The following is a 24,357-nucleotide window of genomic DNA, read 5'->3' as shown; positions in this document are numbered from 1 at the left end:
GGTGCTCCTCCCAGGTTGACCAAGAAGGCCGATGGCTGCCAGGACTCGCCGATCCGAGGTTGGGCGATCCGGGCGTACCTCGACCGGCCGGGCACGGCTTCAACACCTACAACGCCGAATGCGCCGCGCTCACCGAACGTCTCGTCGCGCTCGAAGCCCAGAGGATCTCGCGGCGCCTGGCGCTTTGCCCCACTGATCCGCGCCACGAGGTGCCTTCGTGGGTGTCAGTGGAGTGGCTGTGGGCTGGTGACGGGCAGCAGTTGGAGTTTCTCGTAGCTCTGTGTGCCAGGGACGGCTGTGTGGAGGAGCAAGGAATGCACTTGGCCCGGACGATGAGCTGCTCACAGTCCAGTTCGAGTGCGCCGAACTCGGGGTGGATGCTGATCTTGTGGTCGTTCCACATCGTCCGGAACTCCTAAGGCGCCATTTCGTTTGGCGTGATCTTGCGGCAGTCTGGAGCGATGACTGTTGGACTCGTCGAGCGGATGGTGCCGGACGGCTTATGGGAGCTGTTCGAGCGTGTGGTGCCGCCGGCACCGGAACGCCCGCAGGGCGGTGGCCGACGCCGGCACGGGGACCGGGAGGTGCTGGCCGCCATCATCTTCGTGGCCACGTCGGGATGCACTTGGAACCAACTGCCGCCCGGCTTTGGTCCGTCGGGAGTGACGGCGTTTCGTCGTTTCACCGAGTGGTCCGAGGCAAGGGTGTGGGCCAAACTCCACCGCCTGGTCCTGGACGAGCTCGGCGCGCGCGGTGAGCTGGACTGGTCGCGGTGCGCCATCGACTCGGTCAGCGTCCGCGCCCTCAAAGGGGGCCGCTGACCGGACCGAATCCGACCGATCGAGGCAAGAGCGGATCGAAAATCCACCTCATCGTCGACCGCAACGGCCTGCCCCTGTCGATCGGCATCACCGCGGCGAACCTGCACGACAGCCAGGCTCTGATACCGCTGATGCGCGGCATCCCGCCGATCCGCTCCCGCTTCGGACCACGGCGCCGACGGCCAGCCAAACTGCACGCCGACAAGGGCTACGACTTCGACCACCTGCGCAGCTGGCTGCGGCGACGACAGATCGTGCCCCGCATCGCGCGTCGCGGGATCGAAACCTCCGACCGACTGGGCCGGCACCGCTGGGTGGTGGAGCGAACGATGTCCTGGCTGAACGGATGCCGACGCCTGCATCGCCGCTACGAGCGCAAGCCCGAACACTTCCTCGCCTTCGTCGGCATCGCCAGCACCCTCATCTGCTACCGCCGCATCACCAAATGAAATGGCGTCTAAGAGGCGTTCCCCGGGCGCGTAGAGGTGTCCGATGGTGGGGTCGGTGAACCAGCGGTAGCCGATGCTGCGGTCCGGGCCGGTACAGGCGGTGAGCGCAACGCCCAGCGGAGTCTGACGCAGCCACTCGGCGAGTTCGGTGATGATCTGCGCGGGCGCGTCGCTGGCGGTCGAGGACACGCAGCCGGCCGGGGTTGATGTGCTCACCGACTCCGCCAACTCCGGGGCGAGTTGTCACCGGCCAAGCGGAACAGGTGGTCGCGCTCGTCGAGCGAGAGGTGGAGTCCTCGCGCGATCGAGGCGCTTATCTGCCCCAACGGCGGGATCCCACGCTCCCGTTCCAGGCGGGCACAGTAGTCGGTCGACATGTGGCAAAGCGCCGCCACCCCCTCCTGCGCAGCCGCCGGTCCTGCGGCGCTGCCCACGCGAAGGGACCGGCGTCCTTGGGTCGCAGTGACTCCCGGCGGCTCCGAAGGAACTCCGCGAGGCCGGTCCGATCGATCACCATGGGTTCCTTACCTCTCCCCCTCAGCACTGCCTCGTCCCTCCCGGGCACGCGCCCGGCAGGGCTGGCCGATCCACCGCTCAGAGGATCGGATCGGCCATCAGTGGACTGGTGAGTCCTGGATGCGCGGCCGACGGCGGCCCAGCATGAACGCACAAGCCGACCGCGGCTGACTCGTCGCTGAACGAAAGAGACCACTAATGGCTCGGAACATCGACATCACTATCCCCGACCTGTCCGGGAAGCTCGCCCTCGTCACCGGGGCGAGCGACGGGATTGGGTTCATCATCGCCTCCCGCCTGGCCCAGGCGGGCGCGGAGGTGGTCATGCCGGTCCGTAACTCCACCAAGGGCGAGCAGGCCGTCGACCGCATCCGTGCCCTCGTCCCGGGCGCGAGAGTCACCACCCGGGCCCTGGACCTGGCCTCGCTCGACTCCGTGACCGCCCTCACCAAGCAGCTCGTGGGCGAGGGCCGCCCGATCAACCTGCTCATCAACAACGCCGGCGTGATGCAACCCCCGAGCCGCCTGACCACCCAGGACGGGTTCGAGCTGCAGTTCGGTACCAACCACCTCGGCCACTTCGCCCTCACTCAGGGCCTCCTGCCCCTGCTCATCGAGGGCAGGGCCCGAGTCACCCACCAAACCAGCATCGCCGCCCGCAGCGGCGCGATCAACTGGGACGACCTCAACTGGGAGCGGGACTACGACGTCACGAAGGCCTACCGCCAGTCCAAGATCGCCGTCGGCCTGTTCGCCCGCGAACTCGACGTCCGCAGCACCGCGGCCGGCTGGGGCATCACCAGCAACCTCTCCCACCCCGGCGTCTCTCCCACCAACCTCCTCTCCGCCCAGCCCGGCTTGGGACGGCAGAAGGACACCGGCGCCGTCCGGATGATCCGCGTGCTCTCCCGCGTGGGCGTCGTCGGCACCCCCGCCACCGCCGCTCTGCCCGCACTACTGGCCGCCACCAGCACCGACGCGCGGGGCGGCCAGTTCTACGGCCCCAACCGAGCCGACGTCGGCGGCGCCCCCTCCGAGCAGATGCTGTGGCCCCCGCTGCGCAACATGGACGAGGCCCACAGGATCTGGGAGGCGTCCGAGCGGCTGATCGGTGCGCAATTCTCCGCCTGACGTCCCGACACCACCGCCGTCACGGCACTGACACCATCGCCTGGCTCGTCTGGCACACGCGTGAAGGACGACCACGTCGCCGACGTCACCGGCGCCGCGTAGGTGTGGACGGCCGCGGTCCTGCTCGATGCGTTCGGTCTGACGTTCCGGCCCGCCGTCACGAGGTACGGGCACGGGCCGAAGGAGGCGGCGGCGGTCCGCGGCCTCGGCCGCGAGGCGCTGAACGGCTACGACGGTGCTGCGCGCGAGGACAAGTAGCGCTCATCACGCACGGAGTGTCGACCCATGCCTTGACGTCGGTTTCCAGGCCCCTCACCTCTGTCGTTACTGGCCTGTACTGGACCGCCTCTGCCGTCCCGACGTCCGGTGGGTCACATACCCGGTCCGGCATCATGCCGCGGCCTCGGGCCGATTGCCCGCTCCAGCTCCTTCAGGTCGACCTCAGCCTGGGATCGACAGAGCCTGGATGATCCGGCTCCCGGTGGCCAGCCTTGGAGCAGCCCTCGGCCCGGAGGCCACACGGACGGTCGCGGCGCCGGCCTTGCCCTGCCCGAACTTGCGACCAGCCAGGAGGCACTCGATACGCGCGGCACGGCCGATGAGACAGAGCGCTTCGGCCACGGAACGGTTCGGGCGGTCAAGACCGCCCTCCATGCGAGGGTGACCGATCGACGGCAGTGCACAAGATTGGAAGATTCGGTAGTACCCATGCCTATGTCTGTCGACTCCCATGGAAGCGTGCTGGCCGCACTGCGGAGAGAATCCTTCACCGGACGCGCCGTCGAACTGCGGCTGCTGCGGGGGCTGATGCGCAAGGAGGCCCGGGGCTGCTTCGTGGTGTGGCTGCACGGCATGGGGGGTGTCGGCAAGAGCACCCTGATGCTCCGGTTCGCAGACGAGGCGCGGATGCAGGGCACGGCCGTTCGCACGATCGACATGCGCTACACGGATGCGACATCGGATGCCTTCCTGGCCGCCCTGGAGGCGCAAGGACCGCCGGAAGAGGCGCAGTTGCTGCTGATCGATTCCGCGGAGTCGCTGGGTCCGCTGGAGTGGTGGCTGCGCGAGGAGTTCCTGCCCCGTATGCCCACGCACCTGCTTGTCCTGGTGGGCTCGCGCCGGCCCCCGGAGACCGAATGGCGTACCGACCCGCAGTGGTGGCACGCGCTGCGCAGCGTGCGGCTTTCGGGCATGGACGACACCGAGGCGCTCCTGCTCCTGCGCAACCGGGAGGTGCCCGAGTCCTCGGCGGCCGACATCGTACGGGCCGCGCACGGACTGCCACTCGCACTGGCGCTCTTCGCCGACGCCATGGAATCATCCGCGGGCACAGCCGGGCCGAGCGGCGAGCCAGGGCTGTACGACTCGCCCGACCTGGCACGGGAGCTGCTGAAGCGGCTGCTGCCGGAGACTCCGTCACCGGCCAGGACCGACGCGCTCCGGGTATTGGCCCTGGCCCGGGTCACCACCGAGGAACTGGTGCGGCGCACCCTGGATGTGCCCGTGGCGGAGGCCCAGATGCTGTTCGCCTGGTTGCACGGGCTGTCGTTCGTGGACAGCACCCCCGCCGGTCTCTTACCGCACGAGCTGGTGCGAGACGCGCTGCTGGTCGATCTGCGCTGGCGCGATCCGGAGAAGTACGAGGTTCTGTTCCGACGGCTGCACGCGCATCTGGCCGAACGGCTGACGCAACGCACGGGTGGCCGTTGGGAGTTCGGTGCCGGCCTCGCCCACCTCGGGAGGGCGAGTTCCGTCGTCCGCGAGGCGGCGGACTGGAGCGCCGCGGACCGTTTCCGGTTACGGTCCGCACTTTCGAAGGACCTGCACCCGGTGCTGTCTGCCATAGAGGAGGAGCACGGTGTCGCGGCCGGCCATCTCGCCCGGCAGTGGTGGGACCGACAGCCCTCGGCGTTCGTCGTTGCTGAGGACGACCGCGGTGGTGTCGTCGGCACACTCGTGGCGCCGTGTCTGGAACCGGGTGTCACGAACCTGCCCGACGATCCGGTCGCGCATGCCGCGCTCGAACACGTGAAGGACCAGTCGTCATCGCTGCGACGCACGGAGCGACTGCTTCTGGGGCGTTGGAGCACCGGCAGCGCGGTGGCGACGTGCTTCGCCCTCACCACCTTGTGGGCGACCACGCCGGGTATCGCGGTGAGCTGGACTTGCGCGGCACGGGAGCAGGAGGAACTGTCGCGGCTCCTCAGCCTGTTCGACCAGCAGCCCGGGGAGACGATCACCTGCGTGGGCGGTGAGTCGATCCTCTCGTTCGTGCGGGACTGGCGCAGCATGCCGTTCGCCCACTGGGCGGAGGCACTGAGCACCCGGCTGCTGGCCGACGAGCCCGCAGGGGCCTTCACTCCGGCCACCGAGCCGGTGACACCCGCCATGATGACGTGGCCGGAGTTCGTGGCTGCCGTCAAGTACGCCTACCAGAAGGTCTCGCAGCCGGAGCAACTGGCCCACAGTGCGCTTCTGCGCACCCGGCTGGTGACGTTCGATGCCGGCCCCGCCGAGCTGCGCCAGGTACTCACGGAGACCGTGGCGCAATTGCGGGCGCAGCCCGGCCGGCGGCAGTTGGCCGACATCCTGGAGATCACCTATCTGAGCGGGCCACGCAGCCAGCAGGCCGCGGCCAACCGGGCGGCGCTTTCCTTCAGCACCTACCGGCGCCGGCTGTCCGCCGCGCTAGTGACGGCGGCGGAACTGCTGCGGGAGCGCGAACTGTACGGTCCGGCGCCGATATGAGCCGTATCCGGCCCGCTCCGCCCGCCCCGCGCACCGGCGGCGGTGTTCGTGTCCCGGGTCCGGCCTCGCGCGCTCCCCCAGGTGCCCGGCTGCCCGAAACGGGATCCGAAGGCCGCATCCGGGGCGGAAACGGAGCGGACGGGATGGGCGCTTCGGCACACCCACTGTTGAAATTCTCTGCGAGTTGGGAACAGCGTTGACTGAAATCGACCAGGACGAAACGAAACGGCGGCAACGGGCGCGGTTCGCCGACGCACTAACGACCAGTGCCCAGCAGCCGGGAGAACGCTCCCGCATGGGGACCCGGGTCGCCGGCGCGGTGGCCGTGCTGGCACTCGCCGCGGGCGCCACCCTGGGGGTGGGCGCGTGGCGCAGTTACCAGGCTGACGAGAAGACGCAGGAGGCGGAGCTGTCGGCCGAGCAGGCCGCGGCCCACGAGCAGCTCACCGGATCCCCGTCACTGTCCGCCGAACCGAAGGTGACGAAGAAGAAGACGGTCACGGAGCCCGGCACGAGCGTCGAGCCGCGGGGCACGAGCGTCGAGCCACGGGTACCCGACCCCGTCGTCGTTCCCTCGGCCTCTCCGACGAAGAAGCGAACCGAGACGCGAGCGGAGGACACGGCCAAGGCCGAACTGCGGAAGCTGACGGCCGCCTCTCGCACGGTACTGCTGAAGAACGTGGTCACCGGATTGTGTGCCGACATCCCGTTCTACGGAGCGGGCAAGAAGGGCGAGGTCATCAACCAGTACCACTGCGACGGCACCGACAAGGACAACCAGCGGTGGAGGATGACGTCCCCTCGTCCCGCCGCAGGCCCTGGCGGCACCGATCTCGTGCAGTTCGCCAATCTGAAGGACGGCCTGTGTTTCGACCTGCCGACCCGTGGGGCACAGCCTTCGGGGACCGGGCTCTCAGAGGCCCACTGCACCGGAACCATGGGCGACAACCAGCTGTGGTGGTTCGATCCGGCCGGGGACGGCAGCGTCATGATCCGCAATTACGCCAGCAACCACCTGTGCCTCATGGTCGCCGGAGCGGGCGCCGTGAAGAAGCAGCCGGACCAGCGGCTGGTGATCGGCTCGTGCGGTACACGGGACGACGGCCGCTGGCGACTGATCGAATGACTCCGGCCGGCGGACACAGTTGGGGTGACCGCTCCAAGGCCGGGCGGGCGCTAACGGTGGCCCGTCAGGTCTGTTCTGTGGGAGCAGGCGGTTGACGCTGGCTGCTGATTCGGGGCATCCCGCCAAGCCGCTCGCGCTGTGGCCCCAGGCGCCGTTGCCCGGCCAAGCTCCACGCAGACAAAGCTACGACTTCCCTCACATACGGAGCTGGCTGCGCCGCCGGCAGATCGTGCCGCGCATCGCACGCCGTGGGAAGGAGAGCTCCGGGCGCCCCGGCCGGCACGCTGGGTGCGGTCTCGGACCGTACCGGCCCGCTGCAGAGTGCCAGCTCTGCGGGCCGGGACGACCGTACCGTCGCTGTTACGGAGGTCGATCGCCAGCAGAACGACGTCGAGGGCGGCCTCGTCCTGGCGTGCGTCCGCGTAGCCACACGTTGTCATCGCTCGTCAGCTTGCCGTAGCGGGCGGTGTGGGCTCGACGGCTGCGCTCGCTGGTTTCGACAGGCGCCGAAACCTCGGCTCTGTTCTGCGAGGTGTCTTATTGACCATCTTTCTCGACGGCACTGCGTCCACCACTTCCCCGGAGGTCTCCTTGAACGACGCACGACGATCACAACCTCCCTCCTGTGACCGCCTGCGCGGGCACGTGGCCAGGGCGCCTCTGCGCCTCGTGCTCAGGGTTTACTGGGGTGGCATGTACGCCGCGTCACTGTTCTGGCCCCGTCGTGCCGGGCGCGGTGAGTCACCCGACCGGCGGATCGACGAGCGTTAAGGGCTGTCCCGTAAATGAGCTAGGGGCGTCACGATCGACCATCGCCGCCTCCACAACCTCACCCTGTGAGGTTGTGGAGGCGGCGATGCCGAGCACGGGACGGCCAGCGCCGTTGCCATATGTCCGCCTATCTCACCAGAGAAAAGGGCACGACCGGTCGGGGCGGCAAGCTGGTCAGCCCGTCTGCCCTTCTGGGCAGCCAGTCGCTGATCACGCCGTGTCCGCGTCTTCGCGCACAGCTCTGAGACACCTTCGAGGAACACGTCTCCCCTTGCAGCATCCGTAACTGCTGGTTCCACTTGAAGAAGCGGGGCACACACCGGACCTTCGGCGGTCGACCGCGGCCGCTCCGGCAGCAAGCACCACCTGATCACAGACCGGCACGGAACGCCGCTTGTGATGTCGCTGACCAGCCGAAACCGTCACGACGTCACCCAGCTCATACTCCTGCTGGGTGCAATCCCCTGCATCCGCGGCCTGGTGGGCTGGCCCCGTCACCGGCCGGTGCGGCTATTCGCCGAGCGTGTGCTTTGCCGCAGCGCCGTACCCCCGTTGGGGCAGGGGTGGAGTGCGCTGAGGTCGCACTGCCAGAAGTCGAGTCGGCGGAAGCCGGAGATGACGCGCACGTCGCCGGTCTTGGCGATGACGTAGGCGGGAAGGTTGTCGCTGCGGGTCCAGTGGGTGTCGTGTCGGTGGGCGTAGTCGCTGCGGTCGGTGTGCCAAGCGGGTGTGATGCCGTTCTTCTGTGCCTTGGTCGCGCGGGAGCGGACGCTGCGTGGCCCGTGGGCGCTGGCTGAGGACAACTGGACTTCCCAGCCGATGCGGCCCGTCGGCGCCTTCGATCAGGGTGTCGGTCTGGATCCAGCTGCGTCCTACCCGGGTGCGGACTTCGCTGTCGCCGCCGAAGCCGCCTTCCTGTGCGGCGCGCAGGATGCGCTCGTGGTAGGCCTTGTGCTCGTCACTGACGGGGACGATGTGGCGGTCTTCGTCCTCGCGCCGCTCATGGACGGCTTCGCGGCGGCCGTTGGCCCGCAACCGCAGGTACATCGGGGCTTCCACGCCGGCGTCCTGGCACACTTCCCCGCACAGCAGGTCCCGCTCACCGACTGGCACGTTGCGGTCGGCGTACATCTTGTCCATGCGGTAGACCATGTCCCACAGATCCGGATGCTCTTCATGGCCGAGGTCATCGGGATTCAGCGGCACCGAAACAAGGGCAGGCGGGAACCGGCCGCCGGGAGGCGACACGGTCACAGGGCTCATCTGGTGCAGCATGCGGTGGTCGATGGGCTCTCGGGTGCCAGCGGGCTGCCACAGCATTTCTGATACCAACGTGGGGATTGAAGCCACGTCTCAGGCGGCGAAGCCGATGTTGGTTACGTACTCGTGCTGGCCCCACTGGGAGCCGAGGTCGACGACCAGATCGACCCAGGCGTCATCGCGCTCCTGTCGTCGCCGGCCGCCCACGCGGCGACGATCCGGTCCCAGCGGCGCACGTTCATCGCGCGGAACTCCACCGGCCGCTGGCGCGGCCGCGAGACCTGGGACTGGTTGAGGGGATGGATCTCCACACGGGTGCCGCGGCCGTCACGGTTGAGGCGAGCGGCCAGGTAGCGGGCGACGCTCCCCCGACGCACCGTGCGGTACGCCCGCTCAATCGCCTCCAGATTCTTCCTCGAGGGGCTGCGGGTGCCGGCCGTCCAGGCGCGCAGGGTGCGGTCGGTGACGGTCAGCCCGGCGGCGCGGGCTGCGGCTCGGGCATGGGGGGGTGCGGGTGAGGTAGTGCAGGCGGGCCAGGAGGCCTCGCCGGGCGGTGACGGGGTGGCGATGTGGCCGGCCAGGGCGTCCAGTTGGCGGGCTACGGCTTCGTGGCCCTTGATGCCGCGGGCACCGTACTTGCCGAACTCGATGTTCCGCTCAGGCATGTGGCCGCCCTCCGTTCCGCTACGTGCGACACGGCAATCTACCGGTACGTGCCGCCCCCCGGGCCAGCCACACCCTGCGCGGTGCGTATCGGCTGGACGGGCTGGGCGCAGAGGGCGTCAGGGGCATAGCCTGCCGGGGAGCAGCTCGTGATATGTCGGCCTCAGAGGGTGTTGTATGCCTGAGCTTGTGTCATCTCGAGAATTGGATGTGGTCGTCGACCACCGGCTGTTCGGCCTGATCGATGAGGAGGGTCAGGACGGGGAGCGGCCTGCCTCCCCGCGCTCCGTGGGCAGTTTCGTAAGCGCCAACGCCACCATGCTCTATATCGGGTCAGGCGAGGACATCTTGAACGCCCGATTGCGGCTGGAGGCCTGGGACGGTCCGGCGCCGGTGGACACGGGCGACTGGCCGTCGACTGCGGAGTTGTCGCTAGACCTCCCCTCAGGCCGGTTTCTCGTGGATGAGATCGCGGCTGGCGGCAAGTCGGACGTGTTTCGGCTCCCGCAGGCCGGAAAGTGGCGCGCCCGCGTGGGGTGGCGGGAGAACACCCGGGCCCCGGACGGTGGGTTCACGCGACCGGGCGGATGGGCGCTGGTTCAGTTCTGGCCGGACATGGGCTGAGCACGACCGGTGTGGGGTCCCGCCGACGAGCAGGACCCCACAGCATTCGTGGTCAAGGGGCGGCGATCAGCGGATGGGTATGTAGAACGCGTCCTGGTCGAGCAGTCGGTCTACGTCGTACCAGCGGCCGAGTCGTCGTCCGGCTTCCTGGTTGACCTCACTGTTGACCCATCGTGCCGAGTAGTGGCGTTCGTACTGGGCGCCACCGTAGGGCTCGCCGGGGAACAGGTGCCGGCCCGCGCCTTCGTACGTCGAGGCCATGGGGTACTCGTCGCAGTCGTACGGGCCCTGGTCGGCCGGCAGGTTTTCCTTGATGTCCTGCATCGCCTTGGTCGCGCAGAAGTTGCGGACGATGCGCCGGTTCTCGTCGTACCGGAAACTCTGCTTGTCCCCCTTGGCCTGGGCGAGACGGTGGATGGGGTCGCCCGGTGACCCGCCGGCCAGGTGCTTGTCCGCCTGGGTCGGCATGGTGGCCGCCGGGTTGGCGCGGGCCTCTTCGAGGTGCGTGGCGACGCCGCCGACTGCCGCATCCGACTTCGTGTAGGACATGCCCGGCACCGCCCGGTCGAACACAGACCCGAGCTTGTGGGACTGCAAATACCAGGCCGAGTCAAACCGCATGCCGCCTTCGGGGCTCTCGGTGTCGATGAACTGGAAGTACCAGGGCAGGTCGAAGTCGTACTCGATGTGGAAGACGCCGGTGCCGATCTGCTCGCCCATGGCCGCATCCGGGCTGGATGCCTGCGAGAGAAGGTCCAGGTGCGCGGAACCGTCACGGCGCCATTCACCGATCGACTTTTCGACCTCGTCGTTCAGTCCGGCGAAACAGGCGTTCTCGTCGGTCTGCGGATAGTCGTCGTCCAGGTAGTTGCCTTCGCACTCGATCTCCGCGGTGAGGTCCGCACCGGACTCTGCGAAGGGGCCCGTGGCCCGGATGACGCCGACTTGCAGGCGGAAGTCCGCCCACCGCGAGGTGCTGGCGTGTTCCGCGCCGCCGACCTTGCCGAAGCCCATCAGCCGATTGCGGGAGACGAACACGCCGGTGGTGGTGCATCGCGGCGGGAAGATGCCGCACCGGACGGCCGGCATCACCAGCAGATGGATCTGGCAGTAGGAGTACCGGTTCTTGATCCACCCCTGGTCGCGCGAGGCCAGGTCGTACTGGTCCTCGCAGTCGTCGGAGGTCGGGTAGTCGTAGATGTCGTCCGGGATCCGGCCCGCGGGGAACCGGGAGGAGTCCACCACATACGACTCTGGCTCCGCCTGAGCGTCGACGCCCTGTGCAGCCTTGGACTTCGTGATCTTCGACGGCCCATCCTTCGTGGCCGGAGCAACACCCAGGTCATCGAGCGATCCGCCACTGCGGTGGAGCTCCTTGATCACCCTCTCCGGGTGGGCAACCAGATCAGGATCCGAGATCACATACGGGATGACCTTGTAGGTCACCTCGTCCCCCTCGGCTTTCTCTGCGCCGGAGGCGGCGTGCGCGGGAAGCGCTCCCACCAACAGCAATGCAGCGGACAACGCCCCTAAGACCGTTGTCCGTAACGCGCGTGCTCTCAACTGACTCTCCCCCTTTGAGGTCACGGCCCGCGCGGGCGGCGTCGTGTGCCTCGGGCAACGCTCAACGCGTGCCACCGCCCCCGTAAGCCACAGTCAAACCACCTAACAGCAAAGGGAACTGATAGATCATCAGCAAGTCGCGTCTCAGCCAGCCACGCAGAAATCACTAGTCCTGCACATGTCGACCAGGGCGCTTCCGTTCTCTCCTCAGCGCCGCGCGGCCCCACCTCTGGTGGAGTCAGCACGCATCGCGAAAGCCGACCGTTCGTCCGGCCGAGTGCTACGAGCCGGCCTGTCCGGCGCCGCGCACTGCACTACCGTGGGCAGCGCCTGCCCGGCCTGATCCGCTCAGCGCTGGCCGCTACCGCGAGCGGCGACACCGGAGTCGGGGTGGTGGCCCGCCGAAAGGCTTCATGGGGGTGAAGAGTGAACAGACAGGACCGTGCGGACGCAGTGGACCGGGAGGTGGGCGCACGCCTGCTGCCCGATGCCGTCGTGCAGGCACTACGCCACTGGTGGAAAGAGAACGCGCCGACCTATTCGGACGGCACGCCGGGCGCGCACGCGGTCCGCTACACCCCCCGCCGGTGGGTGCAGATCGTTCCATGGCCCCCGGCGCTGACTCTGCCCTGCGCCGGCGGTGATGCCGCCATCAGCCGGGCAGAAGTGACCGGGGCCGTCGCCGACGCGCTGCGACGTGAAGCCTTCAGAGAGGCGCTGGTCGCAACCTACGTGTGGGGCAAAGGCAAGCGTGGCACCCCCGGTGGCAGCGGACCGGCCACCCTGCACAAGATCCTCGCCGCTGGCGGCCTGGACGCGGCACTGGCCACCGCGGTCACTGCGCTGCGCGAACACGGCTCACGCGAGGCCTACGCGGCGCTCCACCGGCAGGTCCCCGGTTTCGGGCCGTCCTTCTTCACCAAGTTCCTGTACTTCACCGGTACCACCCTGCCGCCCGCGCAGGGCCCCGCGCCGCTCAGCCTCGACCGCGTATTGGCCCGGCGTCTGCGCTGGCTGGCTGCTGCGGTCGGCCGGGAGAGCGGCCACGACCCGGACGGCTCGGTCGCCTCCTGGGTGTGGGCGGACGGAAACTGGTCGCCGCACCGCTACGGGGTCTACCTCTCCTTCCTGCACGCCGCCGCCCGACAGCTGGCCGCCAGCGACGACTGGCCGTCCGACGCGGAGCCAGGTCGCGAATCGCGCCCGCCACCTCGGTGCCAGCACGGCAGAACACCTGTGGCGAGAGGTCCGGCTGCGACTGAACCACTCGGGTCGCGGGCTTTCTGCCACGGGCTCGCAGGGCTCGCGTATCTGCGCGAGCCCTGGCGGACACCTCACTTGTATCTCCGCATCCGCCCCTGCGGCGTAGGGCTCGCTGTCGGCCCCGCCAGCACTCGGCGTATTCGCACAGGGCGGCCAGGAGCCCCTCCGCGTTCCCGCCCGGAGCGCCGAAGCTGCTGCGGATCTGCATGGCCTGCTGCGTCTCGAACACTCGCCGCTCGTCGGGAAGGCAGTCCCGCACCGTGTGGTGAGGGCTACGGCGCGGGGCGCACGGCAGCCGGCCCCGTACCGGCATCCCGAGGGAAGACCTGGTTCAGCGGCTGAGTCAGTTCCGCACGATGCGCCACCGGTTGTCGGCGCTGCCGTCGTCCGCGTCCTGCACCGCGAACGCGCCCACGGCAGTGGAGTTGTTCGCGATGGCGAGCAGCTTGCCACTGTTGACGTTGCGGATCTTGTAGGTGCCGTCTTGCTGGTCGAGTAGTGTCCAGCGGTGGTCGGCGGTGCCGGTGTCCGACCACTGCAGCACGCTCGCGCCGTCCGCTGTGGACATGTTCTGGACGCCGAGGACCTTGCCGCTGTGGGAGTTGCGGAAGCGGACCGCCGACCCGTCGGTGATCATGTACCAGTCGTGGTCGGCGGTACCGTTGTCCGACCATTGCAGAGCACGGCCCCCGTCGGCGGTGGACATGTCCTGGACGCCCAGCAACAGACCACTGGCCGCGTTGACCAGGCGGACACTGTCGCTCGCCCTCCAGTAGACGGTGTAGTTGTGGCCGTGCGCGTCGTGGAACGGGCCCAGATTGACGGTGGAGCCGTTGGCGGTGGCGGTGAAGGCGAGCGAACTGCCGCTGGTCCGGGTGATCGACGACGTGTTCAGAGTCGGCAGCGAGCTGAGCGAGGTGTCACCGTAGTTGCCGGACAGGACGACAGGGCCGTAGGTGATGGCCGCGACGTCCTGATTGTCGTTGGTGGCCCGCATGACGATCCGCATGGGCAGACGAACGGTGACCGTGTCGCCGGAGGTCCAGGAGCGGCTAAGGGTGGCGTAGCTGCCGGGGGTGGTGACGATGTTCTGCGCCACGCCGTTGACGCTGATGGTGGCCCCCGTGGTCCAGCCGGGAATGCGGATGCGCATCGCCCAGGTGCCGCCGGCGTTGCCTGTGACCTGCAAGGTGGTGGTGTCACTGATCGGGTACGCCGTGGTCTGGGTGACGGTGATCCCCCGCTCCGACCAGTTGAGCACCGAGGGTACGAAGAGGTTCACGATCAGCGTGTTGTCGCTGTGGAAGTAGATGGAGTCCATGAGCCGGGTGTGCATCTCCAGGCCCGTGCCTTGACAGCACCAGAAGGTGCCGTAGTCGGTGCTCCAGGTGCCGCCGCCCCACGCCGGGCCCACACCGCGCCGGCCACCGGGCTTGAGCGGGGTGAAGTAGGTGACGTGGCCGTGGGCGTCGGCCGGGTTCTGCTGGCCGATCATCTGGTTCAGCCACGCCCGCTCGTAGTAGTCGAACAGAGCGGCCCGGTTCGGGTCCAGCGTGAACAGTTCCCGGGTGAGGCTGAGCATGTTGAAGGTGTTGCAGCTCTCACACGTGTCGTTGTTCAGATACCCGGAGATGGCGTTCGGGGCGCGGAAGTGCTCCGCCTGACTGTTGCCACCGATCGCGTAGGTGTGCGCGTTGACGGTGAAGTTCCAGGCGTTGGCGGCGATGTCACGGTAGCGCGTGGTGCCGGTCGCCTTGTACTCCCGGGCCGCCCCGATCCACTTGGGCACCTGCGTGTTGGCGTGCAAACCGCTGAGCTGGTCCTGGTTGGCGGCCAGCGGATCGAACACCGCGGCGTGGTCGAAGCGCTGGGCGGCGGTGAGCCACCGCGCGTCGCCCGTCTGCTGGTAGAGATCGGTCAGCACGGCGTTCATGCCGCCGAACTCGGTGCCCAGCATGGCCTGCATCTGCTGGCTGCTCAGCCGGCCGGTGCGCCAGTCGACCCAACGCGCCAGAGCGAGCAGCACGTCGCGCGCCTGCGTACTGCCGATGAGACGCCACACGTCCAACAGGCCCGCGAGGGTCTTATGGATGGTGTAGTAAGGCACATTGCCGTTGGTCAGCGTCCGCTGTTCGAGCGCGGTGAAGTCAGACTCGGGATAGCCGGACAGGTACCCGGTGTTGAAACCGGCGGCACCGTTGTTGGCCTGGCACTTGGCCAACTCCGCCACCATGTAGATCGCCTTGTCCCGGCAGGTGGTGTCACCGGTCACGGCGTACAACTGCGCCCACGCCGTCAGGAAGTGCCCCTGGACATGGGTCCGGAAGGGGAACGTCGGCGCGTCCCAACCACCCGTGGCGGCCGCGCCGTTGGTGGACAGCTTGTGGTTGGCGCGGAAGTTGTACAGCAACCGGTCGACGTCGACGAAGCGCAGGTAGTTCTGCGTACGGTTCTGGTTGTCCAGCCACCGGCTCGCGGTGAGCCGGACCTGACCGAACTCAAAGGGGCGCGCGAGGACTCCGATGTCGGCGCGGGCGGGAGGGACCGCGGCATGGGCCGCAGACGCGCCGAGGAGGGAACCGGTGGCAGAGACGGGAAGCGTGGCCGCGGCCACTTGCAGGAGGCGCCTTCTGCTGAAGGAGGCAGACATCTCGAACCTTTCGGTGAGAAGAAGTGGCCAGGCCCAAGGGGTGACCGCGCTGAAGGAGCTGTCGGCGCGGAACGTGTGGGTGTTCTGGCGGGGTGCAGGCAAGGCCCTTCCACTGGGTGAGTCCGGTGGCGTCGGGCACGTCGTACACGTACAGGTTCGACTCACTGCTGTTGGTGAACGCGGTCATGGTGCACCGCGTGGACTGCCCCGCGGGCGGGGAGGCGCGGCGGAGGCCGTGCCCTGAAGGGCGGGGACACCCCGCAGGACGAACAGTGGTCTTGCGGCTCTCTTCAACTCTTCCTCCGGGCCGGTCAGTCCGCTTGACCATCGCCGATAGCGCACCACTACATTGTTCGAAATCACGAACCGCGTGCGGGTGTTCGAGCAGAAGATAGATTTGAGGCGAGGTGAGGTCAATGTTTCTGACAGGTACGCCTTCGGATTCATCAGACACGGCATACCTGTTGGGGAGAACCGTGGCAGCAGGAGCCGGTCGTCACCCCTGACACCACCCCGGCAAGGGGCGGCGCTGGATGCGCAACCGCAACACCACCGCACGCAGAACTCGGCCCATCGCCTGGGCAGGCGGCGAGACGGGACGGCACGCCGCCGCTCTCCCGGCACGCCCGCGGTCCCACCCGAGGCGGCTCCAACTGGCCGCCCCCGAGGGGGCGTTCCGAGGTGCTTGCGGGTAGTGGCGAGGTGAAGTGGGTTCTGGCAGCGATCACGGGGAGCGGTCACGGTCCGTGAAGAGTCCGTTCGAATCCGGACCGTTGGCCGGGGTACGCCACTGTCGCGGAGCACAGGATGTAACGCTCCGTCATGTTTTCGCGGGGCGGGCTGAACTGTGCCCCCGGGGTCGACGTTCAGGGCATGAACAACAACGAACTCACCTGGCAGGACGTGCCGTTCAAGGGCTTCGAGGTACTGCTGCCCCTCGTGATCAAAAAACCGAGTGTCCCCACAGAGGAGCCCGAAGAGCAGCCAGCATCGGCCTCATCGGAGGGTGCAGCGGTACTCTGCCACATTTACGCAGGTCCGCCCCGATCCGCATGCCAGGCGCATCCGCTGCTGTGCCGGGTCAGGGAGGTGCGGGCATGGTGCGGATGGGCAGGGGGATGACGGCGCCGCCGCGCAGGGCATTGCTCTCGAGGACCCGCCGGGCCTGTGGCAGGCCGGCGACGCACTGGGAGGGGACGTCAGCGCGTGAAGGAACTATTCGAACTGGATCCAGAGCTGGCGGGGTGCGGGGACGTCCTGTTGCGGTCGGCTCGTTCCGCAGCGAGGACGCTTTCCAGTACAGCGGGAAACCGCCGCAGAGCCTCCTTTCTCAGAGTCACGTAGCAGCGCGTGCCCTCCATCCGTTGCCAAGTGAGTCCAGCCTCACGAAGTGTCTTCATGTGGTGACTGAAAGTGGACTGGGCGATTCGAACGGTGAAGTCCGTGCGCACATGCTCGTTGCCGTCCGCCAGGACGCCCATGACGTGCAGGCGGACAGGATCACCCAGAGCCGAGAGCACTGCGGCGAGGGTGACCTCTTCGAGGTCGGGGTGGCTTACTTCCTTGGGCACAGCAGAAAGCATACATCGATAATCGACGATTTTCGATGTAGTGTTTTCTCGTAGACAGCCGACTGTGCTGATGTTTGCCGGGCGGCCGTGTCCTGACGCCAGCCGTACAGCAAGAGGAAGACGCCTCATGGAACACCAGCCCGCCCGACCCCTTCATAACCGCGTCGTCATCGTCACCGGAGCCGGTACGGGGATCGGCCGGGCAACGGCGGTCGCGATGGCCGAAGCGGGGGCGCACGTCCTTGGTGTCGGGCGACGCCAGGTGGCCCTGGAGGAGACTGCCGCCATGCACCCCTGCATCGCGACTCTCGCCACGGACCTGCGCGTGGAGCATGCCCCTGAGCTGATCATCGGTACGGCGATCGACCGGTGGAACCAGCTTGACGTGGTGGTGAACAACGCCGGCGCCACCGCACGTGTCTCGTTGGACGAGGTGACACGTTCGCGCATCACCGACCTGTTCGACCTCAACGTGATCGCACCTACCATGCTCGCCCAGGCAGCGTTGCCCCACCTGCGCCGCAGCAAGGGTTCGATCATCAACATCTCCAGCACCTACGGCCATCGCCCCCACCCAGGCGGTGCCCACTACGGGGCGACCAAGGCCGCCCTGGAACAGCTGACGCGGACCTGGGCCGTCGAGCTGGCCCAGGACGGGATCAGAGTGAATGCCATTGCTCCCGGGCCGACTGAGAGCGAGGCTCTGTCCGTCAGCGGGCTCACGGAGGAGGAGGTGATGAAGGTCAAGAAGGAGCAGGCATCCCGGATCCCTCTGGGAAGGAGGGGAGAGCCGGAGGAAGTCGCGTCCTGGATTGTCCGCTTCGCAGATCCCACCGCAACGTGGCTGACGGGCCAGGTTCTCACGATCGACGGAGGCCTCGAACTGATCTGAATACGCTTTTCCGGTGATCCACCGGACATCAGGCCCCAGCGGAGACGCGACGGCTGCCGCGATCTCGTCGGCCTTGGCCATCCGTCGGTGAGCACTTGCTCGCTCCCGTGTGACGCGGAACGCGGCGACCACGCCGTCTGCCGGCCGTCGTCCGTCCAGCCTGGCGTGCGGACCGGTCCGGGCGACATCCCTCGACCCGGGATGCCACAGGTCGCTAACCTCTCCGGCTCGTGGTCGGCGACCATCTGAAGGCCGGTCGCGGTGAGGGAGGTTGGTCAGCTCGGCCGTGTGGTGCTCCGTGTCGGGTTCGTGCATGTCGCAGATTGCCGCCGCCACTGCCGCCTCGAGCCCAGGGTCACCGGCTGTTGAGAAGGAGCCGGAGTCCAAGGTCGCTGCCGGGACTGCGGCGTCGACGACCCGGATGTTGGGCGGGACCAGATCACCGTGGATGGCGGTGCAGAGGTCGTCGGCAGGGCTCGCAGCGATTCAGTGGTCTCACTTGACCGATCAGGACAACCGGGGCGCCGCCGCGGTGAGCACGTTCCGGTGGTCGCGCTCGGCCGGAGCGGCCAGTGCCTCGGGGAGCGGGTGTGACCGTTTCGCAGGGGCGGTCCTCACCCTGCACGGTCAGCCGCCCCGTCCCGAGCGATCCCGGCACAGACGCCACAGGCCCGGCCGCACAGTGAGTGCTCGGCCGGTCCCACACTACGATCAAGACTTTCAGCAGATGGTGGGCGTCGTCCAGCAGACACAATGGAGTCACTCTCGGCGAGAGAGGTGCGTCCGGCTGGCTACGTGCGCGTCGAACCGCTGCTGTTCCAGCAAGTTCCGGCCGAGACAGAGCGAAGAAGTTGGCGGACGAGGACCGGCGCGGTCTGACCGCCCTGGTGGGGGCCGATGTCAACCAACCCGTACGGCACCTTCCGCCCGGACCAGCGGGGGCGAGCCGCATCCCTGGCTGTTCACCCTGCAGTCACGTATGTCGTTGGACGCTTTTGTGCCTGTGTGAGCCGGGGCGGCTGGCACTAGCCGCCCCGGCTGATTCCACCAGCAATTGCACGGCGGTCAGGTTCGCCAGCCACCGTGACCGCCGGTAGTTGCGTCGAGGTCAGATGCCCACCGGGTAGCGGCTGGTGATGGCGACGCGGTTGAAGGCGTTCATCACGGTTGCCAGCCAGGCGACTGCCGAGATCTGGTCTGCGGTGAGTATGTCCGCGGCGGCGTTGAAGTCCTCGTCACTGACGTGTCCGTCCGGTACGCGTGTGATCGCCTCGGTGAGGCGCAGGGCGGCGCGGTCGGTGTCGGAGAAGTAGCCGGTCTCTGCCCATGCGGGCAGCACCGCGATCCGGTCGGGGTTCTCGCCCTTCTTGAGGGCGTCGTGTGTGTGCATGCGCAGGCAGAACGCGCAGCCGTTGATCTGGGAGGTGCGGATCCTCAGCAGTTCGACCAGAAGGGGGTCGAGGCCCGCTGCGGAGGTGGCCTTCTCCACCTCCGCCGACAGGGCGATGAGGGTCTTGTAGGGGGCCGGGTGCTGCTCGCCGATGTTGACGCGCTGGGGGTCGGTCATGGTTCCTTTGCTTCCTTCGTGCGGTGCGCGCCGCGCTTGTCGGGCGCGTCTTGGTGGTGATGGGGCGTGCTCCGGCGAGGGCGGAGTTGGTGAAGGGTGTTCCCGCCCCGCTGCATGCCCCGGGGGTTACGACTTCGGGTCTTCAACCTTGAGCTTGGCCCCGGTGTCGGAGACGAAGACGACCAGGATCTTTGCCGGCTTGGTCCGGCTGGCGTTCTCGGTGAGGACATGGTGGGCGCCCGGCTGCTCGACCCAGTTCTCGCCCTGGTGGTAGGTGGTCACGGGCTTGTCGTCGAGCTTGCTGCGTACGGTGCCTTCGAGGACGTAGGCGTAGACGAACGCCTGGCCGTGCCGGTGCGGCAGCGCGCTTGCGCCGGGCGGGAAGGCGACGATCGCTGAGGTGAAGGTCTTGCCCTTCACATCCGCAAGCGCCTGTTGCAGCAGGGGTGTGAAGGTTTCGACGGAGCGCCTCGATGCGGCGACCGTCGCCGGCGCGCCGGCGTGGGCGGGCTGGTCGGAGGCCGAGCAGGCCGTGGCCCCTGTCAGGGTGGCCGCAGCCAGCAGGCCGGCGGCGGTTCGCATTGCTGTCACAATGGGTTTCTCGATTCAGTCTTGCGTGATGCGGATGATCGTCTTGCCGGGGGTACGCGTACCGGGGGCGAACGCGGTGGGTGCCTCGGCGAGCGGCCGCACAGCACCGACGAGCGGCTGGAGCCGGCCGTCCCTCAGCCGCGTGGCGAGCTCGGCGAGCCGTGCGCGGTCGGGTTCGACGACGAAGAAGACCGCCCGCCCGTCCTTGGGCTGGACCTTGGGCGGCATGACGATGCTGACCAGCGTGCCGCCGGCTCGGACCAGGGGAGCCGAGCGGTCGAGGATGTCACCGCCGATCACGTCGAACACGACGTCGACCTCGCCGGCGTGCTCCAGCTTCTCGGCCTGCAGGTCGATGAAGGTGTCTACCCCGAGGGCGAGTGCCCTGTCCCGGTCGGAGGCCCGGCCGGTGCCAATGACGCGGGCGCCGGCCTCGCGGGCGAGCTGCACGGCGATCGAGCCGACGCCGCCCGCAGCACCCTGGATGAGGACGGTCTGGCCCGTGGTGAGGTGGCCGTGGTCGAACAGGCCCTGCCAGGCGGTCAGTCCGGAGATGGGCAGCGCGGCGGCCACGGTGTGGTCGATGTCCGCCGGCAGCGGGGCGAGGTTGCGGGCCTCCACCGCGACGTACTCGGCGAGGCTGCCGTTGCGGGTCCAGTCAGCCAGGCCGAACACTCTCTGTCCGACGCTCAGGCCGGTGGTGCCGTACCCCAGCTCCGCGACGACACCGGACAGCTCGTGTCCGGGCACACTGGGCGTCCGGTCGCGGCCGGCGCGATCGGTCCACGTGGCGGGCCAGTCCAGTTCGCCGCGGGTGAAGCCGGCGGCGTGCACGCGCACGATGACGTCATTCTCGGCCGCATGGGGGTAGGGCATGTCCGTCAGGGACATACCGGCGACACCGGCGTCACGGTCTCGCACAGTGATGGCTTGCATGCTGATCCTTACTGGGAGAGGCGATGGCGAGCGCACAGCGCACTCGCGCGCAGGGTCATGGCGGCAGCAGGTGGATGTATGCCGTTCCGCATGATCGATCTCCCTGCTCGCGCGTATTGCTTCGTCGCCCGTTATGCGTTCTCAGCAGGGAGACGAGATAGCCCCTGCGCGTGTGACAGCTCAGACGCGCGCGAGTTTGTCGGGGTTAATGACCCTGCGGTACGCGGTGATCAGACCGTCTGTGATCTGCACCGTGTCGACGGAGTAGATGCGGCCTTGCCGGTGGAAGACGAGGGCCAGCTCGCCTCCGACCTCCGCGAAGTCGATGCGGTCCGGGCGCCACTGGCGCCCCGTACGCACCATGACCTCGGCGACGCGCCCGCCGCCGTGAATGAGCTTGCGTGCCGCCAGGACCTTGCCGCCGCCGTCGGTGACGTAGACCGCGTCCGGGTGCAGGAGCCTGACCAGGCCGGCCAGGTCCCCGGCCTCGTAGGCGGCGCGGAAGACCGTAAGGACCCGTTCCCGCTCTGCCTTCGACGCTTGAGGCGCGGTCTGCTTGGCCTTGACCACCTTCCGTCGTGCCCGCGAGGCGAGCTGCCGTGCTCCCGGCACGGAGACATCAAGCACTTCGGCGATCCGGCCGAACTCAAGACCGAAGACATCGTGCAAGACGAAGGACACCCGCTCCGGCGGGCTCAGCTCTTCCATGACCAGGAGCATCGCCGAACTGACCGACTCGTCGACGAGTACCGGCTGCGACGCGTCCGGGCCCGTCAGCAGCGGCTCCGGCAGCCACGGCCCGACATAAGTCTCCCGGCGGAAACGGGCACTCTTGAGGATGTCGTACGACCGACGCGCCGCCACTGTCACCAGCCAGGCCCGCAGATCACCGACGACCTGCAGATCCGCACCGGCCGCGCGCAGCCACACGTCCTGGGTCACATCCTCGGCATCGGCCACACTCCCCAGCAGCCGGTAGGCCACACCGAAGACCGCGGGCCGGTGCCTCTCCCATTCGGCTCCGAGCAGGTCCTCCTGCCCAGACCGTCCGGGCTCGTATCCGTCACCCATACGGATCGCAACCTCCTCCTGCCTGCGGAGCCGGCATAGAGCCGAGCTCAGGAATTCCGCTCTGACACGGCGGTCGTAAGTCGTGGGTCGGGCTGCTCTGGGGCTGATGTCGGCGTACGGCGGTGTTTTCCGGTGGAGGCACTCCCGCTGTGGCAACACCACCCGGAAACGACTCGCCGGGGGTGCTCAGCAGCGGGTCAGTTCGCTGTGAGGGGCGCCTTTCCCGGCCGTCCGCGTCGGGTCTGCGGTCGGCCGGTGAGCACGCTGTCGTCCGGCGTGGAGGGCCGCACCCAACGACAGCGCCCCGACAAAGCCGACGTACAGGTAGCCCGTGGTCTCCAGTCCCCATGAGGGCGCCGCGACCCCGGCTGCGAGGGTCGGAAGACTCAACGCCGCATAGCTGATCACGTAGACGGCCGAGAAGACCTCAGCGCGCGACTTCGCGGTGGTGACCGCGCTGATGGCGCGAAGGCTCCCGTTGAACGTCAGGCCGACGCCCAGCCCTGCGACGACTGATCCGCCCACGTACACGGCCGCCGACGCAACAGCGAGGGCCACCGCCAGTGCGAACGCACCCAGGGTCAGGAGAACCGCCCCTATCGACGTGGCGTGCCGTGCCGTCTGCCGAACGGAGCAGAAGGCGCCCACGCTGTTGGCCAGAAACAGCGCGGCGATGCTGAGCCCGCCCGCAGCGCCGTACCGCACATGCAGGACGTTGCTCACCAGGGAGGGGGTGAGCGAAAGGAACAGACCCGTGACGGCCCACCCCGCGACAAGGGCGGGAACCGAGGCGAGGAACGCCGGCCGGACCTCCCGAGGGACCCGGACCCTTGGTCGCAACGACGCCAGCCGAAATGCTGGAGGGGCGGGTGGCTCGGGGATCCTGAGGACGACCGCGGCCAGAACGACGAAGGTCAGTGTAAGGACCGGAAAGACATACGCGTCGGGGCGTGACGTCGCCTGCACCAGCAACCCCACGACTCCGGCACCGGTGGCCATGCCGATACTCGTGCCCACCGCCGTCATCGTCGGCCCCAGCTGCGGACGTCGCGCAGGTGAGAAGTCGACCAGTCCGGCAGCAAGAGCACCCGTGGCCGTCCCCGTGGCGATGCCCTGCACCACCCGGGCGATCAGGAGGGGGACGATACCGTCGGCCGTCCAGAAGATGGCCGTGCTGGCCGCCGCCACCAGAAAGGCGGCGACCAGCACAGGGCGGCGCCCCAGATGGTCGCTCAGCGATCCGACCGTCAGCAACGCGCCGAGCAGACCGACGACATACACCGCGAAGACCACCGTCAGCATCGTGACCGACAGGCCCCAGCGCTCCCGGTACAGCGGGTAGATCGGTGACGGTGCGCTTGCCGTGGCCATCATCACCACATTGGCACCGAACAGCACGGCGAAGGCCGGACCTCGTCCGAGACGACGCCCGCCGTGAGAGCGACTCACACGTTTCATCACGTTGCCTCTTCTGGCGTCCTGATCAGCTAGGCCAGGGAGCGCCCAGCATGCGCTCAACCGTAGTGGTGCGCCGGAAGCCGGGAACGAAGTGTTCCAGCACATCGGCATTCACGGTTCCGTTCGTGGTCTCGGGGCGGTGCTTGAGACCGTCGACGTAGGCCTGCAGGAACTCGTTCTTGAAGTCGCCCCGCGGATGGGCGGCGGTGATCTCGTCCACCTGGCTGCGGTCCAGCTCGTCCAGACCGAAGCCGAGCACGTCGGTCAGAACCCCGAAGTACGTGACGGCGACCTCCGGGCCCATCCGGTGGGGAATTCCCGGGGTCGTGTGCAGGGCGATGGCCGTCCACACCACGTCGGCGGCCGCGGCCGGGAACCCACGGTCCAGCATGAACTTGCGGGCGTGGTCGGCTCCATCGACTTCGAAGCGCTGCTCTGCACTGGAAAACGGCGTCAACAAGCCCGTGTCGTGGAACATGGCGGACAGGTAGAGAAGCTCCGGGTCGGGGTCCAGGCCGAGCCTGTGAGCATGAATGGCACCGAAGACGAAAACGCGCCGGGAGTGGTGGTAGATAAGGGGGCTGGTCATCTCCTGCATGGCGCGGGTGGCCTCGGCGACTGCCGCCGTTTCAGGAATTTCTACCCCTGCGATGATCTCGCTCATGACCTCTGCTCCTTCGGATATC

General features: G+C 68.1%; 18 protein-coding genes and 3 pseudogenes. 11 read left to right on the top strand and 10 right to left on the bottom strand.

The features are described 5' to 3' along the window. Positions 1–461: 461 nt before the first annotated feature. The 7 genes and pseudogenes from M2163_RS45890 to M2163_RS45855 form a co-directional block, all read left to right on the top strand. Positions 462–1,270, top strand: a protein-coding gene (locus tag M2163_RS45890; protein ID WP_280846863.1) for an IS5 family transposase whose coding sequence is annotated in 2 segments (ribosomal slippage) — positions 462–809 and positions 812–1,270 — 807 coding nt in all. Because the reading frame shifts where the segments join, the coding sequence is not laid out codon by codon here. Positions 1,271–1,984: 714 nt separating this feature from the next. Continuing rightward, positions 1,985–2,917: an SDR family oxidoreductase gene (locus M2163_RS45880; protein WP_280897125.1), complete on the top strand. Its 933-nt coding sequence runs from the start codon at positions 1,985–1,987 to the stop codon at positions 2,915–2,917. 102 nt (positions 2,918–3,019) lie between these two features. Beyond that, complete coding sequence (locus M2163_RS45875) at positions 3,020–3,175, top strand: hypothetical protein (RefSeq protein ID WP_280897124.1); 156 nt, start codon at positions 3,020–3,022, stop codon at positions 3,173–3,175. A 450-nt stretch (positions 3,176–3,625) separates the two neighbouring features. Further along, entirely contained in the window at positions 3,626–5,665 is a 2,040-nt protein-coding gene (locus M2163_RS45870; protein WP_280897123.1) for a hypothetical protein, read from the top strand. Positions 5,666–5,960: 295 nt separating this feature from the next. After that, entirely contained in the window at positions 5,961–6,791 is an 831-nt protein-coding gene (locus tag M2163_RS45865) for an RICIN domain-containing protein (protein WP_280897122.1), read from the top strand. Between the two features lie 149 nt (positions 6,792–6,940). After that, positions 6,941–7,127: pseudogene (locus tag M2163_RS45860) on the top strand (IS5/IS1182 family transposase); the annotation flags it as partial. Between the two features lie 756 nt (positions 7,128–7,883). After that, positions 7,884–8,084: pseudogene (locus tag M2163_RS45855) on the top strand (transposase); the annotation flags it as partial. On the opposite strand, the gene M2163_RS45850 reads toward M2163_RS45855, so the two are convergent. Then, positions 8,057–8,365, bottom strand: coding sequence for a hypothetical protein (locus tag M2163_RS45850; protein ID WP_280846907.1), 309 nt, complete (start codon positions 8,363–8,365; stop codon positions 8,057–8,059). The pseudogene M2163_RS45855 and the gene M2163_RS45850 overlap by 28 nt on opposite strands. Positions 8,366–8,381: 16 nt before the next feature. Here M2163_RS45850 and M2163_RS45845 point away from each other — a divergent pair, with 16 nt between their 5' ends. Beyond that, positions 8,382–8,888, top strand: a complete 507-nt coding sequence (locus M2163_RS45845; protein ID WP_280897121.1) for a hypothetical protein — start codon at positions 8,382–8,384, stop codon at positions 8,886–8,888. 27 nt (positions 8,889–8,915) lie between these two features. Here M2163_RS45845 and M2163_RS45840 read toward each other — a convergent pair. Beyond that, positions 8,916–9,487: pseudogene (locus M2163_RS45840) on the bottom strand (transcriptional regulator). A 175-nt stretch (positions 9,488–9,662) separates the two neighbouring features. On the opposite strand from M2163_RS45840, the gene M2163_RS45835 reads away from it, so the two are divergent. Then, the gene (locus tag M2163_RS45835) at positions 9,663–10,109 is read left to right on the top strand and encodes a hypothetical protein (RefSeq protein WP_280846909.1); all 447 of its coding nucleotides are present in this window, start codon (positions 9,663–9,665) and stop codon (positions 10,107–10,109) included. Positions 10,110–10,175: 66 nt separating this feature from the next. On the opposite strand, the gene M2163_RS45830 is transcribed toward M2163_RS45835, so the two are convergent. Next, complete coding sequence (locus M2163_RS45830; protein WP_280846910.1) at positions 10,176–11,555, bottom strand: hypothetical protein; 1,380 nt, start codon at positions 11,553–11,555, stop codon at positions 10,176–10,178. Positions 11,556–12,098: 543 nt separating this feature from the next. Here M2163_RS45830 and M2163_RS45825 point away from each other — a divergent pair. After that, positions 12,099–13,277, top strand: coding sequence for a hypothetical protein (locus M2163_RS45825; protein ID WP_280846911.1), 1,179 nt, complete (start codon positions 12,099–12,101; stop codon positions 13,275–13,277). A 1-nt stretch (position 13,278) separates the two neighbouring features. Here the strand turns inward: M2163_RS45825 and M2163_RS45820 are convergent, their stop codons facing one another. Further along, positions 13,279–15,585, bottom strand: coding sequence for a beta-L-arabinofuranosidase domain-containing protein (locus M2163_RS45820; protein WP_280897120.1), 2,307 nt, complete (start codon positions 15,583–15,585; stop codon positions 13,279–13,281). A gap of 1,698 nt (positions 15,586–17,283) precedes the next feature. Here M2163_RS45820 and M2163_RS45815 point away from each other — a divergent pair. Then, positions 17,284–18,048: an SDR family oxidoreductase gene (locus M2163_RS45815; protein WP_280897119.1), complete on the top strand. Its 765-nt coding sequence runs from the start codon at positions 17,284–17,286 to the stop codon at positions 18,046–18,048. 1,108 nt (positions 18,049–19,156) lie between these two features. On the opposite strand, the gene M2163_RS45810 is transcribed toward M2163_RS45815, so the two are convergent. The 6 genes from M2163_RS45810 to M2163_RS45785 all read right to left on the bottom strand — a co-directional run bounded on the left by M2163_RS45810 (position 19,157) and on the right by M2163_RS45785 (position 24,335). Beyond that, positions 19,157–19,615, bottom strand: a complete 459-nt coding sequence (locus M2163_RS45810) for a carboxymuconolactone decarboxylase family protein (RefSeq protein ID WP_280846914.1) — start codon at positions 19,613–19,615, stop codon at positions 19,157–19,159. A 126-nt stretch (positions 19,616–19,741) separates the two neighbouring features. Further along, positions 19,742–20,197, bottom strand: a complete 456-nt coding sequence (locus M2163_RS45805) for a cupin domain-containing protein (protein ID WP_280846915.1) — start codon at positions 20,195–20,197, stop codon at positions 19,742–19,744. 24 nt (positions 20,198–20,221) lie between these two features. Beyond that, positions 20,222–21,142, bottom strand: coding sequence for an NADP-dependent oxidoreductase (locus tag M2163_RS45800; RefSeq protein WP_280846916.1), 921 nt, complete (start codon positions 21,140–21,142; stop codon positions 20,222–20,224). 180 nt (positions 21,143–21,322) lie between these two features. After that, positions 21,323–22,213 carry an RNA polymerase sigma factor SigJ gene (sigJ, locus tag M2163_RS45795; protein WP_280846917.1) on the bottom strand — a complete coding sequence of 297 codons (891 nt, stop codon included), beginning with the start codon at positions 22,211–22,213 and terminating at the stop codon, positions 21,323–21,325. Between the two features lie 186 nt (positions 22,214–22,399). Further along, positions 22,400–23,776 (bottom strand): MFS transporter, encoded by a 1,377-nt coding sequence (locus M2163_RS45790; RefSeq protein WP_280897118.1) that lies wholly within the window; start codon positions 23,774–23,776, stop codon positions 22,400–22,402. After that, positions 23,697–24,335, bottom strand: coding sequence for an HD domain-containing protein (locus tag M2163_RS45785; protein ID WP_280846920.1), 639 nt, complete (start codon positions 24,333–24,335; stop codon positions 23,697–23,699). The genes M2163_RS45790 and M2163_RS45785 overlap by 80 nt, the downstream gene beginning before the upstream one ends. Between the last annotated feature and the right edge of the window lie 22 nt (positions 24,336–24,357).

It is taken from the genome of Streptomyces sp. SAI-135 (assembly GCF_029893805.1).
Lineage (GTDB): Bacteria > Actinomycetota > Actinomycetes > Streptomycetales > Streptomycetaceae > Streptomyces.
Note: the sequence above shows the minus strand (reverse complement) of the source record. Positions and strands in the feature narration are given on the sequence as shown.

Coding starts and splice junctions, on each gene's coding strand:
- M2163_RS45790 (WP_280897118.1), bottom strand. CDS start 23,776: ATGTGCTGGAACACTTCGTTCCCGGCTTCCGGCGCACCACTACGGTTG.
- M2163_RS45880 (WP_280897125.1), top strand. CDS start 1,985: ATGGCTCGGAACATCGACATCACTATCCCCGACCTGTCCGGGAAGCTC.
- M2163_RS45800 (WP_280846916.1), bottom strand. CDS start 21,142: ATGCAAGCCATCACTGTGCGAGACCGTGACGCCGGTGTCGCCGGTATG.
- M2163_RS45870 (WP_280897123.1), top strand. CDS start 3,626: ATGCCTATGTCTGTCGACTCCCATGGAAGCGTGCTGGCCGCACTGCGG.
- M2163_RS45835 (WP_280846909.1), top strand. CDS start 9,663: ATGCCTGAGCTTGTGTCATCTCGAGAATTGGATGTGGTCGTCGACCAC.
- M2163_RS45805 (WP_280846915.1), bottom strand. CDS start 20,197: ATGCGAACCGCCGCCGGCCTGCTGGCTGCGGCCACCCTGACAGGGGCC.
- M2163_RS45785 (WP_280846920.1), bottom strand. CDS start 24,335: ATGAGCGAGATCATCGCAGGGGTAGAAATTCCTGAAACGGCGGCAGTC.
- M2163_RS45815 (WP_280897119.1), top strand. CDS start 17,284: ATGGAACACCAGCCCGCCCGACCCCTTCATAACCGCGTCGTCATCGTC.
- M2163_RS45865 (WP_280897122.1), top strand. CDS start 5,961: ATGGGGACCCGGGTCGCCGGCGCGGTGGCCGTGCTGGCACTCGCCGCG.
- M2163_RS45810 (WP_280846914.1), bottom strand. CDS start 19,615: ATGACCGACCCCCAGCGCGTCAACATCGGCGAGCAGCACCCGGCCCCC.
- sigJ (WP_280846917.1), bottom strand. CDS start 22,213: ATGGGTGACGGATACGAGCCCGGACGGTCTGGGCAGGAGGACCTGCTC.
- M2163_RS45845 (WP_280897121.1), top strand. CDS start 8,382: ATGCGGCCCGTCGGCGCCTTCGATCAGGGTGTCGGTCTGGATCCAGCT.
- M2163_RS45820 (WP_280897120.1), bottom strand. CDS start 15,585: ATGTCTGCCTCCTTCAGCAGAAGGCGCCTCCTGCAAGTGGCCGCGGCC.